Origin of the sequence: Mesorhizobium sangaii (assembly GCF_014207355.1) — a bacterium.
Classification (GTDB): Bacteria; Pseudomonadota; Alphaproteobacteria; order Rhizobiales; family Rhizobiaceae; genus Mesorhizobium; species Mesorhizobium sangaii.
Genome location: NZ_JACHEF010000007.1, coordinates 12960 through 25768, shown reverse-complemented (window position 1 = coordinate 25768; position 12809 = coordinate 12960). Strand labels below are relative to the sequence as shown.

The 12809-nt window shown below is 63.2% G+C and carries 11 protein-coding genes; 5 read left to right on the top strand and 6 right to left on the bottom strand.

Going from position 1 to position 12809, the window contains the following annotated elements; translation table 11 throughout:
• From HNQ71_RS27775 to HNQ71_RS27755, 5 genes are all read right to left on the bottom strand, one after another.
• The gene (locus HNQ71_RS27775; RefSeq protein ID WP_184876429.1) at positions 1-312 is read right to left on the bottom strand and encodes a MocE family 2Fe-2S type ferredoxin; all 312 of its coding nucleotides are present in this window, start codon (positions 310-312) and stop codon (positions 1-3) included.
• 114 nt (positions 313-426) lie between these two features.
• A complete protein-coding gene (locus tag HNQ71_RS27770; RefSeq protein WP_184876427.1) occupies positions 427-1251 on the bottom strand; it encodes an ATP-binding cassette domain-containing protein in 825 nt (274 codons plus the stop codon).
• Positions 1251-2252 (bottom strand): ABC transporter permease, encoded by a 1002-nt coding sequence (locus HNQ71_RS27765; RefSeq protein ID WP_184877119.1) that lies wholly within the window; start codon positions 2250-2252, stop codon positions 1251-1253. The genes HNQ71_RS27770 and HNQ71_RS27765 overlap by 1 nt, the downstream gene beginning before the upstream one ends.
• Positions 2253-2512: 260 nt before the next feature.
• Entirely contained in the window at positions 2513-3493 is a 981-nt protein-coding gene (locus HNQ71_RS27760) for a sugar ABC transporter substrate-binding protein (protein WP_184876425.1), read from the bottom strand.
• Between the two features lie 100 nt (positions 3494-3593).
• Positions 3594-4601, bottom strand: coding sequence for a sterol desaturase family protein (locus HNQ71_RS27755; protein WP_184876423.1), 1008 nt, complete (start codon positions 4599-4601; stop codon positions 3594-3596).
• Positions 4602-4875: 274 nt separating this feature from the next.
• Between HNQ71_RS27755 and HNQ71_RS27750 the strand changes: the two genes are divergently transcribed.
• Together HNQ71_RS27750 and HNQ71_RS27745 are read left to right on the top strand one after the other, a co-directional pair.
• Positions 4876-5913, top strand: coding sequence for a LacI family DNA-binding transcriptional regulator (locus tag HNQ71_RS27750; RefSeq protein WP_184876421.1), 1038 nt, complete (start codon positions 4876-4878; stop codon positions 5911-5913).
• Positions 5914-6148: 235 nt separating this feature from the next.
• Positions 6149-6346 (top strand): hypothetical protein, encoded by a 198-nt coding sequence (locus tag HNQ71_RS27745; protein ID WP_184876419.1) that lies wholly within the window; start codon positions 6149-6151, stop codon positions 6344-6346.
• Between the two features lie 48 nt (positions 6347-6394).
• On the opposite strand, the gene HNQ71_RS27740 is transcribed toward HNQ71_RS27745, so the two are convergent.
• Complete coding sequence (locus HNQ71_RS27740; protein ID WP_184876417.1) at positions 6395-6553, bottom strand: hypothetical protein; 159 nt, start codon at positions 6551-6553, stop codon at positions 6395-6397.
• Positions 6554-6891: 338 nt separating this feature from the next.
• Between HNQ71_RS27740 and HNQ71_RS35065 the strand changes: the two genes are divergently transcribed.
• From HNQ71_RS35065 to HNQ71_RS27725, 3 genes are all read left to right on the top strand, one after another.
• Positions 6892-7290: a helix-turn-helix transcriptional regulator gene (locus HNQ71_RS35065; protein ID WP_246462182.1), complete on the top strand. Its 399-nt coding sequence runs from the start codon at positions 6892-6894 to the stop codon at positions 7288-7290.
• Between the two features lie 248 nt (positions 7291-7538).
• Positions 7539-7955 (top strand): helix-turn-helix domain-containing protein, encoded by a 417-nt coding sequence (locus tag HNQ71_RS27730; protein WP_246462181.1) that lies wholly within the window; start codon positions 7539-7541, stop codon positions 7953-7955.
• A gap of 200 nt (positions 7956-8155) precedes the next feature.
• Complete coding sequence (locus HNQ71_RS27725) at positions 8156-12802, top strand: YadA-like family protein (RefSeq protein WP_184876413.1); 4647 nt, start codon at positions 8156-8158, stop codon at positions 12800-12802.
• Positions 12803-12809 lie beyond the last annotated feature (7 nt).

Genomic DNA, 12809 nt, shown 5'->3' with positions numbered 1-12809 from the left:
TCAGACCTCGATGTACACGCGGCCGTCCTCGACCTTGGTGTTGTAGGTTTTAAGGTTCACGCAGACCGGTGCGCGCAGCGCTTCGCCGGTCCGGTAATCGAACACGCCGTTATGCTTGGGGCATTCGATCCTGTATTCCATAACCAGCCCGTCGCTCAGATGCACCTTCTCATGCGTGCACAGCCCGTCGGTGCAGAAGAACGCATCGTCGGGGCTACGGTAGATGGCGAATGTCCGGCCCTCGTGATCGAAGCGGATAACGTCCTCTTCCTCGATATTGTCGGCCGCACACGCATCAATCCACTTTGCCATTGTCGCCCTGCAGTCTGTTCTTGGGTTGGTCGAAAAGACAGCCGGCGGAACCACGCGTTCCGCCGGCCGCACAGGAAGATGCCCGGGAGGAGGAGATGGGCGTCTTCACTGGGTTCACGCATGGCTCGCGTCGCGCGGCGCTTGCCTGTCGTCAGCCGCCGAGAAGCTCTCGATCTCGGCTTCGAGTTCAGCCATCTGCTCGCCGCCTGCCATCAGGTCGGTGATCGCTTCACGGCTTTTCTCGCCCTTGCGGAAGTCGGCGGCCTTGGCGCCCCTGATGAGGACGGCGAAGTGGTCGCCGACGGTCAGGGCATGGACGACATTGTGGGTGATGAAGATGACCGCGATGCCCTTGCGACGTGCTTGCAGGACAATGCGCAGGACATGCGCCGCCTCCTTGACGCCAAGAGCCGCGGTCGGCTCGTCGAGGATCAGCACGCTGGCGCCGAAATGCACGGCGCGCGCGATCGCCAGCGCCTGACGCTCACCACCGGACAGTCCACCGACCAGGCGATCGCCGTCGTCGATGCGGGTGATGCCGAGCTGGCGCATCTCGGTGACGGCGATCTCATTAGCCCGCTTGCGGTCGTAGATAGTGAGTGGTCCCCAGCGCCGTGTCGGCTCGGCGCCGACGAAGAAGGAACGGCCGATGCTCATCAGCGGGAACGTCCCGCCGAATTGGTGCACCGTCGCGATGCCGTGGTCGCTGGCGTCGCGCGGGCTGTCGAAGGCGACTGCCTTGCCGTCCATTTCCATCGTGCCCGATGTCGGTCTATGGACGCCGGAGAGGATCTTGATCAGCGTCGACTTGCCGGCACCATTGTCGCCGAGCAGGCACAGCACCTCGCCTCTGTTGACCTCCAGCGAAATGTCGTGAAGCACGTCGATCGGTCCGAACGACTTGTTGATCCCGGTCAGCCTGAGCAAGGGCGTGGTCATCAGCGGACCCTCGACTTGGTGCGCGGCGCGTAGGTCAGCGCCATTGTGCGGAAGGTGTTGTTCATCAGCACGGCCGCCAGCAACAGGACGCCGATGATCAGGCTCGCCCAGTTGGCATCGAAGCCGGTGTAGAAAATGCCCTGGTTGACGATGGAGAAGGTCAGCGTGCCAAGCACGATGCCGACCACCGAACCGTAGCCGCCGGTGAGCAGCACGCCGCCGATGACCACCGCGATGATCGAGTTGAAGATGAAGGACTGCCCTGCGGCCACCTGGGCGCTGTTGTAGAGGATAGCCTGCGACATGCCGACGAAGGCCGCGCACAGGCCGCTGCTCATGAACAGCGCGATGGTGACCCGATCCGTCGGGATTCCGGCATTGCGGGCGCTGACCGCGTCACCGCCCATGGCCAGGATCCAGTTGCCGAAGCGCGAGAAGTTCAGGATGAAACCGACGATCAGGACGATGGCGATCCACCAGAACAGGGTCACCTGGAATTTGCCACCGAGATAGTCGCCAAGCACAAGCTTGGCGATCGGTCCGCTCTTCAGCGCGACACTGGTGCTGCCGGACAGGATGATCGAAAGCCCAAGCGTCAATCCAGCCAACGCGAACAGCGTCGCCAGGGTGACGACGAAGGACGGCACTTTGGTGCGGATCACCAGGACCCCGTTGATGAAGCCGACGGCCAGCCCGAGGCCGAGCGCGGCGAGGATGCCGACGATGATCGGCTGGTCATAGTGGCCCGAGATGATGGCAATGGTCATCGAGCTGGCGGGGATCATCGAGCCGACAGAGAGATCGAGATGTCCGGCGATCATCAATAGCCCCACCGGGAGAGCGATGATGCCGAGTTCCGAGGCGACGTTGAGCCAGCTGGCGGCGCCGCCGGCCGACATGAAGTTGGCGCCGCCGAAGATCGAGAAGAAGACCAGCACGGCGATCATGCCGATCAGCGAGCCGACCTCTGGGCGCCGCACGAGGCTGCCGATCGAGGGCATCGAGGAATGCGGGGCGGGTAGCGCAGTCGCTACCACGGCGGGTTGGTCATGGGCTTGGGATGTCATCGAAGTGGTCCCTGGCGTTATGGCTTGAAACGTGGCTCCCCCTTCTCCCCTTGTGGGAGAAGGTGTCGCCGCAGGCGACGGATGAGGGGTGTTCCAGCTTGGCGAGGACGGTGATCCGTCGAACACCCCTCATCCGTCTCGGCGCTGCGCGCCGATCCACCTTCTCCCACAAGGGGAGAAGGTGCGGCGGTGCGTTAGCGGGCGCCGGCCGCCGCGCCACCCATTGTCGCGTCGACATTGGCGGCGTCGACGATCCCCGGTCCGGTCAGCACCGGCTTCGTCGGCAGGTCGAGCCCATAGTTGACGAAGCCGTTGAGCAGCGACACCGCGAGATAGCCCTGCAGGTAAGGCTGCTGGTCGATCGAGAACATCTGCGTGCCGTCCTTGATGCGCTGCAGGCCGGTTTCGTCCATGTCGAAGGAAGCGAGCTTGACCTTGTCGCCAAGATTGGCCTGGGTGATGGCGTTGGCCGCACTGTTGGCGTCGCCGGCGCTGATGGTGATAAGGCCGTCGAGTGTGTTGTCTTTCAGCACGGCGGCCTTGATTGCCTCGGCGACCGCGGTCGGGTTACCGAAGCTCGATGAGGGCAGCGGCAGCTGGGTGGATTTGCCGCCGCTCTTGGCGATGGCGTCAGCGATGCCCTTGCAGCGGTCTTCCGTGTTGGTGGAGCCCGGCAAGGTGTTGACGCACAGCACATTCTTGGCGCCATGGCTGCCGAAATAGGCGCCGCCGCCGAGACCGGCCGCGTATTCTTCGTTGCCGACATAGTTCATGGCGCCGAGCCGCTTGGCTGCGTCCATGCCGCCGGAATTGTAGATGATGAGCGGCACACCGGCGGCAACGACTTCCTTGAAGGCGTCATCCATGGCCTCGGGTACCCAGTCCGGGCCGACGATGGCGCTCGGCTTCTGGCTGAGCGCGGTGCGGATCAGCTTGGCCGCATCCGGGCCGAGATTGTCGTAGTTCTGCGGGCCGAGCCAGGTCACCGAGCCGCCGGTCAGTTCGGTGACCTTGCCGGCGTCGTCCGCACCCTTCTTGACCTTCGACCAAAACGGGTCGTCCGCCTTGCCGCCGATGACGAAGATTTTCGCTCCATCGGCCATTGCGGCCGTGGCACCTGTGGCCACCACGGCCGCCGTCATCATCGCGGTCAAAAGCTTCGTGATATGGTTCATTTCATTTCCTCCCGGTTGCCGTCATCAGACGGATTGGAAAACTTCGTCTCAACGCTCCCCTCCCGGTGCGTCGCGTGATCAATGCTTCGCCCGGCGTCGGTCACGCCCTGGCGTTCATGCGCTCCTTCTTTTTCTGGAACCGGGCGTCCATCATGGCGTCGCCCTCTCTGGTGCCGTCATGCAAGGTGCCGAACCATCGATCGAGCGGGATCAGCCCGTCGCCGCCGTAGTTCACCTCGAAATATTTATGGTGCAGGTAATGCGCGTAGGCGTGGCTCGATACGGCTGTGTCCTGCGTGAGTTCCAGCTTTTCGAAGCCGAGATGGCCGTTGACGGCACCGAAGCTGGCGACGTGCAGCTGGAACAGTGCGACGATCGGATTTGATGGGATGACCAGGTGCCAGAAGGCGACCGCGTGATAGAGGAACCCTTCCACTGGGTGCATCGACAGCGACGACCAGGGCGACGGATTGATCGAATTGTGGTGGACTGAGTGGATCCAGCGATAGAGCGGACCCCAGTGGATCAGACGGTGGATGAAGAAGAAATGCACCTCATGGATGGCCGGTGCGACCAGCACCAGCGCGACGAGGTAGACGGGGTGGTCCTGCCAGCCGACCCACGGCACGTAGCCATTGGCAAAGCACCACAGGAAGATGACTTCGACCACCGTCCATAGTGGGATGGTGATGAAGAACGAGCGCAGGAAGTTGTCGAGGTTCTGGCTCTGGAACCAGAACACGTCGGAAGGCGCATCGGCGGGGAATTTGTGGTTGTATTTGAAGCGTGTCGCTTGCGAGCGCCTTACGTAATAGCGCAGCTCGAAAATGCCGTAGAAGACGAGGATCGCCCCGGCGTTGACGGCGTAGAGCCAGAGCGCCCAACCCCAGCTCAGCGTCTTCATCGTCTCGACGCCGGGGACGACATAGAACCAGTAGAGGAGGGCGGTTGCCATGTGGAAGGCATTCCACGGCCAGATATAACCGGGCAGCCACGCCAGGATCTTCGGCAGCCTCGGTGGCCAATTCCACAACGGCACGGCCTCGATGCGCCCGTTCGGCTTCCAGTCGCCGCGCTTGTCGCGCACGCCGTATTTGAGATCGTCCATCCCGGATCCTCCACCCGCGGTGCCTGGGATGGCTCGCACGCGCACGCTGCCTCGCACCGCCGTTGGGCGGAGGGTCAGAACCTTGTCTGCGCTGTGCTGCTTCTATCCCTGGGCTGGCGGTGCTTGCGCCTTCTTTGCTTCTGCCCGAGATAAACATCTTGATCCAAAATGAATCAAGAATAGAATGTTTATTCCAAATGAATTGTATCATTCGTCTCAGGACTGCCTGGCGAATGATATCTTCGTATCAAATGCTACGGGCTGATGAGACGAAATGGATCAGAACAAGCGGCCGACGATCAAGGATGTTGCCGCCGAGGCCAATGTTTCGGTGGCCACCGTCAATCGGGTGCTGAGCGGCTCGGGCGCCGTTCGCCAGGGCACGCGCGAGCGCGTCATGCTGGCGGCGGAGCAGATCGGTTTCTACGGCATGGGCGCGCTGCGCAGCCGTATAGCGGCCGCCCGGCCGCGCTACCGGTTCGGCTTCCTGCTGCATCAGCCCGGCCGCGCCTTCTACCGCAACATTGCCGAGGCGATACGTGCGGTGGCGCCGACGATGCCTGACTGCGAGATAGAGCTGCGCACCGAGTTTCTTGACGATCTGTCGCCGCAGAACGTCGCCTCGCGCATGCTGGCCTTGGGCGCGGAATGCAACGCCGTTGGCGTGGTCGCCGCGGTCCATCCGCTCGTCACCCAGGCCGTGGACACGCTGCATGATCGCAATGTGCCGGTGTTCGCACTGATCTCGCAGATATCGGCGACAGGCCAGGTTCCCTACATCGGGCTGGATGGCTGGAAGGTCGGGCGCACGGCGGCCTGGGTGTTCGAGCATGTCTGCCGGGCGCCCGGCAAACTGGGCATCCTGGTCGGCAACCATCGCTACCGCTGCCAGGAGATGAACGAGAGCGGCTTCCGTTCCTATTTCCGCGAACATGCTCCTGGCTTCACGCTGCTGGAGCCCCAGCTGACCTTCGAATCCAGCGCCATCGCCCAGGAAATGACCGAAAAGCTCCTGAACGAAAATCCGGATCTGTCTGGCCTCTATGTCGCCGGCGGCGGCATCACCGGCGCCATAGCGGCGCTGCGGTCCACCGGGCGGGCCGGCAGCGTCGTCGTCGTCGGCTATGAACTGATGGACACGACCCGCGCCGCACTTCTCGACGGCACACTGACCTTCGTCATTTCGCACCCGTTGGCGCGCATCGCACAGGAAGCGCTGGCCGGCATGGTCCGCGCCGTCTCGGCCCCGAACGAAGGCGGCAACTTCACGACGATCCTGCCCTTCGAGGTCTACACTCGCGAGAACATCTAGTTCACGGCGCGGTCGCGTCGGCGTGCATGAGACGGTCGATCCGAATGAAGCCAAGAGTTCGAACCGATCGAGCTCCGATAGAATCCTGGCGAAGCAAAGAGATCGCGTGACCTGGCGTCGTCCCCGCGCCGCTTCGGTTCTCCAGGCTTCCTATGCTTGGTTCCGGAGTCGTTGTATATCAGCAGAAATGAAATTGACGATGTAACACATCGATCGATGGCGAGGGGAGCGCCGCATGATGGAATTCAACTTCGATGGACCTCCTGTGGGTGACGCCGTCGACCTGGCGGCTGAATGTCAGAGCCGATTGCTGCCTCACATCCGCGAAATCGTCCGGGCGGCGGTGGCTGCCGGGTGGGACGAAGAGGATGTCCTTCTGGGTTTTGTGGAACTTGCGTGGGATTTGTACGAAAAGCGTCGCGGTGATTCCTAGCCAAGCGCGACGAACAGGCTGACCCCATGCCGCGTCATGGCTCCGAGCTCACGCGTAGCTGAAGAGAATATTTTCAATTCCTCCCAAGTCACTGGAAAGGCATGCCTCGCTCATGCCATCAGATGCAATGCGCGGCTGGAAAAGGCCTTGCCATTTGAAACAAAAATCCTCGCTTCTTCCTTTAGCAATCCCTGCTTTGCCTTTCATCCAGAACATAATTTTCCGGTTGTATACAATGTTCTTCCTTATCCCCGGCCGCCGCGATACGCTGATTGCGGGTTGACGCGGAGGGGCTTTCAGGCGGCGGCAACGCAGGCGAGGCGGAATGAAATACCCAGACGAGGCTCGGGGGAGCGGCGATTCCCGCGGCGTCGATCGAGACCAAACGACACGACACGTTCTGGACATCATCGCCGAAAGTGCGGGTCCCAGAAAGGCCACGGCCCAGGGCAGCGTGATACACTCCGTCCGCCGCGGTCCTGGATCGCAGACGTTCCAGGCCAGGGAACATTCGGTTGGGATTGTGTCTGGCACCGGCAGCCAAGTTGCGCGCTTCGCTCGGCAGCGACAGGCTGACGGAGTATCATGCGCCTGTCGGCTGCCCCGTCATCAACCCGGCGGGTGTGGACAGCAGGCTGGCCTGGTCGGCGACCAGGGAGAACGCCGTCATCGTGCGAAAAATACTGGTCGCCGAACTCGTCTCGGTCGCAGGAGTTTCACCGAATCATTTCATAGCAAGGTTCGCCACGACGTTCGGGATGCCGCCACATCGGTACATGATCAACCTACGTCTGGACTTCGCGGAAAAGCTGCTCCTCGATGGTGAACTCGCGATTGCCGAAGTCGCTTATCTGGCGGGATTTTTGAACCAAAGCCATTTGGCGCCCATGAAGAAGTACAGGGGAAGAACACCCAGGACCGCATATGCTTCCGCCAGAAACTGAAAAGCCGCACGCCGCATTGAGAACGAGCGACATACATTGGTGTGGCAAGGCGGCGACAGCTGCTGCTCAGTCACCCAAGACAGGAATTTCCTACAAAGATTCCGGAATTTTCCAAGATACGTCCATCACGAATGTGCCCATGCTCTGTGTCATAAGTCAGTTCGATCGATCACGAATTGTTTGCTTGAGGGAACGGACAATTCGCCGTCAGGTTGATGTGCATCGGGGAGGTATCAGGAGGCCGAAAAATGCGGCGCGATGATGATCCCCCGGGATGGACGTCCGGGACAGATGCGGCGCGACAGCCGGCATTGAACGTCAAAGGCGGGCTTTCCGTACGCAGTGCACGCAAGGTGCAGGAATTCTTGAACGAGAACTTTGCGCGCAAGCTGACGCTTGCCGAGATGGCTGCGGTTTGCGGGCTGTCGCCCTATCACTTCGTGCGGGCTTTCTCCAGGACGTTCGGCGCCCCGCCGCATCAGTACGTTCTCGATCTGCGGCTGGCCTTCGCCGAAAGGCTGCTTGCCGACAACCGCATGACGATCGCGGACGTCGCACATTTGAGCGGGTTTTCGAGCCAGAGCCACTTTACCACCATGATGAAGAAATATCGGAAAACAACGCCATTGCAGGCGCGCCAGAGTAAGGTTAGTTCAAAAAAATAAGCAAAACATCATCCGAAATGTTGTTCAATTGTCGCTTATCCAAGCGTGAACTAAAGTAACTAACTGTTAACTCCCGCCGAGTTGCTCCCCTCTTTTCTCACGAGACAGCAATTTCCTGAAATACGGCAGGCCGGAATCATGTCTTCCTGCGTTGAGCTGGAATTGTCTGACATTTCCATGTCGGCCAGCGGAGAGGGACCATGACCGACAATCTCATTTCGAACGGTGCGTTTGTTCAGCGTCAGGCAGGGCATTTCGCCGGGCATTGGATCGCCGGCGCCGATCATGGCTCGCGCTCGATCCGCCGCCGCCTGATGGCGGTGCTGCGAATGGCCTATCGCGTGCTCGGCATGCGCCGCAAGGGATCCGGACTCGGCATGCTCGGCAGCGGCAGGGCGCTGGCGGCGGCGCTGGGTGCGATCGTATTGGGCGGCATCGCCACGCCGGCATCAGCACAGGTTTTCGGCGGCGGTGGCACGGCGAACGGGATACGCGGTATCGCGTTTGGATCCGGAGCCGTGCAAAACGGAGCCGACTCGATAGCTGAGGGCACCAATGCCAGCGCGGGCGCCCAGAATGCCGTTGCGATCGGCTTCCAGTCGCTCGCCTCCCAGATCAACTCCATCTATCTTGGCTCACGAACCGTGGCCGGAACAGGTAGTACTGCGACGAGCGCAATCGGCATCGGTACGGATGTCACGGCATCCCAGGCCGACGCTATCGCGGTAGGACGTTCATCCGTTTCGTCGGCGCAATATGCGGTGGCTCTCGGCCTGAACGCACAGGCCACAGGCACAGGCGGCGCTATGGCTCTGGGCCAAGGCACGATCTCAAACGGCGTCAATTCCGTAGCGCTCGGTGTTCAGGCCCAAGCCATAGCGGCTGGCGCCAACGCCTTGGGTACTTTCTCCGTCGCTTCGGGAGGCAATTCCACTGCCGTCGGCACCAGCTCCTTGGCCAGCGGCAACTTTTCGTTCGCCGGAGGCTGGGCATCTGTTGCCAACAAGGATAGTGCCGTTGCCTTGGGCAAATCGGCCAGCGCGACAGGGCTGAACGCGACAGCGCTCGGCTCCAGCACCAATGCTTCGGCCGATTTCGCATTGGCGCTGGGTAACCAGGCTGTGTCGAGCGGTATCGGCTCGGTCGCGGCTGGCTCGGGATCCCAGGCCACGGGCGTGTCCGCCACCGCACTCGGCAACAACGCCGCGGCGACCGCCGCGAACGCTAGTGCGCTGGGCCTGGGCGCCACTGCGAGCGGTGTAGACGGCACGGCGGTCGGCAAGCAAGCCAATGCGAGCGCGCAAGACGCCATCGCCATGGGCACCACCTCAATTGCGAGTGGCACCGCCAGCACAGCGGTTGGTAACGTCGCCGTCGCCAGCGGCGCAAACGCCTCCTCGTTCGGGTCCGGAGCAACTGCGGCAGGAAACAATTCTCTCGCTGCCGGCGTCAGCGCCAACGCCGGCGGACCTGGCAGCAGCGCGCTTGGCATCGGCACCGTAGCCAGCGGCACCGAATCGAGCGCCGTGGGCTTCCAGTCCAGCGCGACGGGTGCGAACTCCACCGCGGTTGGTGACAGCGCCAAGGCAAGCGGGAACCGTGCGTTCGCCGGTGGCCGTGTGGCCACTGCCGCAGGCGATAGTTCCATCGCCATTGGTGTAACGGCCACCGCGACAGGAGCGGCCTCGACAGCGCTCGGAGCGGGCGCGGTGACACTCGACGTGAATGCCATCGCCATCGGCACCGCCGCTGGCGCGATCACCGCCGACTCCGTCGCCATCGGCACCGGCGCGAACGCCGATGGCGGCGCGGCCGTCGCCATCGGCTCCGGCAACACAGCCTTTGGTGACGGCGCGGTCGCCATCGGCGATCCCAGTTATGCCAGCGGCACCGGCGCCTTTACTGGCGGCGCCAACAACATCGCCAACAGCGATGGCACGGCGAGCGCCACCGCGGCCAATATGGCGGCGGGCGCTGTCGCCATCGGCAACAACAACAAGGCGATCGGGCAGGGCTCTGTTGCCCTGGGCAATGGCTCGACTGCTGGTGCCGCCGGCCTCGCAGGCAATGTCGCGCTGGGCAACGGCGCTACCGCGGCCGCAAGCTCCGGCGACGTGGCGCTGGGCTCCGGTTCCGTGACCACGGCGGCGGTCGGCACGGCAAGCGCCGTGGTCAACGGCACGACCTATGCCTTCCAGGGCACCAATCCGACCTCGACGGTCAGCATCGGCGCGCCAGGTGCGGAGCGCACGCTCACCAATCTGGCGGCGGGGCGGATCAGCTTGACGTCGACCGACGCGGTCAACGGCTCGCAGCTCTTCGCCACCAACCAGGCGGTCGATGCCATCGGCGCCGTCGTCAACAACATCAATGTCGGCGGCGGCATCAAGTATTTCCACGCCAATTCGGCCCTGCCGGATTCCCAGGCCCTTGGAACGAATTCCGTCGCGGTCGGACCCAACGCCGTGGCCAACAATGCCGGCGATGCGGCGATCGGCCTGAATTCGACGTCAGGAGCAACGACCAATGTCGGCGGAGCCACGATCGGCGGCACTGCCTACACCTTTGCCGGCGGCACTCCGGCGGGCGCCTTCTCGGTCGGGTCGGCTGGGGCCGAGCGCCAGGTCCAGAACGTCGCGGCCGGACAGTTGAATGGCGGCTCGACCGACGCGGTCAACGGCTCGCAACTGTTCGCCACCAACCAGCAGGTGACCGCCAACACCACGGCCATTGCCAATATCGGCGGCTCCATCACCAATCTTGGCAACACGATCAACAACATCGCCGGCGACACCTCGACCGCCTATACCGACGCCAACGGCATAGGTATCCGCTACGCCCGCACCAACGAGGCCGGACTGGCGCCAACCGATTCCTTCGCGCAAGGGGTCGGTTCCACCGCTGTCGGCTACCAGGCGACCGCGACCGGCGCCAGCGGGCTGGCGCTCGGCCGCGGCACACTGGCCAGCATCGACGGCAGCGTGGCGCTTGGTTCGGGTTCCGTGTCCGACCGGGCCGTGGCGCCCGCCACCGGCCAGATAGCGGCCGGTTCATCCAACTTCATCCAGTACAACACCACCGACAAGACGCTGCTCGGCGCCGTGTCGGTCGGCACCGCCACGTCCTACCGCCAGATCACCAATGTGGCCGACGGCACGCAAGCGCAGGATGCAGTCACCGTGCGCCAGCTGCAGGGGGTGATCGCCTCGGTCTCGGCGACGTCGACCAAGTATTTCCATGCCAATTCGACGGCCGGCGACTCGCTCGCGGTGGGCGCCGAGTCGGTTGCTGTCGGCCCGACGACGGTCGTCAACGGCGACAATGGTGTCGGCATCGGCAACGGCGCCATCGTCGACCAGACGGCGCCCGGCGGAACGGCCATCGGCCAGAACGCCCATGTCATGCTCGCCGACGGACTGGCGCTCGGCACCAATTCACTGGCGTCCGGCATCCAGTCGGTGGCGCTCGGCGCCGGCGCCAACAGCACCTTCGTCAACAGCGTCGCGCTGGGCGCTCAGTCCGTCACCACGGTCGGCGCTCAGGCCGGCTACACGGCCTTTGCGCTCACCGCCCCGCAGACCTCGGTCGGCGAGGTGTCGATCGGCGGCGCGGGAGCCGAACGCAAGCTCACCAACGTCGCGGCGGGCTCGGCCAACACCGATGCCGTCAACGTCTCGCAGCTTCGCGGTGTGTCGCAAAACATCAGCAACCTGTTCGGCGGCAGCACCACGGTCAATCCCGACGGTTCGATCACCGGGCCGACCTATACGATCCAGGGCAACACCTACTCCACTGTCTATGACGGGTTCACGGCCGTCAATAATGCGCTGACCAACATCAACAATGGCGCCGGCATCAAATATTTCCACGCCAATTCGACGCTGGCCGATTCGACCGCCAGCGGCACCGACAGCGTGGCTATCGGACCAGCCAGCGTGGCCAGTGGCACCAATAGCCTTGCCGCCGGCAATGGTTCGACAGCCACGGGCCAAGGTGCCGTGGCGCTCGGCCAGGGCGCCAAGGCCAACAATGCCAATGACGTGGCGCTGGGCTCGGGCTCGGTGACGCAGACCGCGGTCGGCACCTCCAGCACCACCATCAACGGCAAGACCTATGCCTATGCCGGGACGGCTCCGGCCGGAACCGTCAGCGTCGGCGCCGCCGGCGCCGAAAGGACGATCACCAATGTCGCCGCCGGGCGTGTTTCGGCCGGCAGCACCGACGCGGTAAACGGCTCCCAGCTTTTCGCCACGAACACGGCGATCGAGGACCTGAAAGACGGCGTCGGAAACCTCACCCAGAATGCGGTGGTGTATGACACCAATCCGGACGGCAGCAAAAAGAACAGCATCACGCTGCAGGGCGGAGACGTGAACGCGCCGGTGGTCATCTCGAATGTCGGTCCCGGTGTCGCCGGCACCGATGCGGTCAATGTCAACCAGTTGAACAAGGGCATAACCGAGACCAAGAGCTATACCGACAACCGTGTGGCCTACGCCATCGATGCATCCAACGACTACACCGACAAAGTGGCCGTCACGACCTTGCAGCAGGCCAATGATTACACCGACCAGAAGCTGAGCCAGCTCAATCAGGATATCAGCGGCATACGTGACGAGGCACGGCAGGCGGCAGCGATCGGGCTCGCCGCCGCCTCGCTGCGCTACGATGACCGTCCCGGAAAGCTGAGCGTCGCGGCGGGTGGCGGCTTCTGGCGGGACGCCGGCGCCTTTGCCTTCGGTGCGGGCTACACCAGCGAGGATGGCCGCATCCGTGGCAACCTGTCCGGCACGGCCGCGGGGGGACATGTCGGTGTTGGCGCCGGCCTCAGCTTCACACTGAACTGAGGCGGGA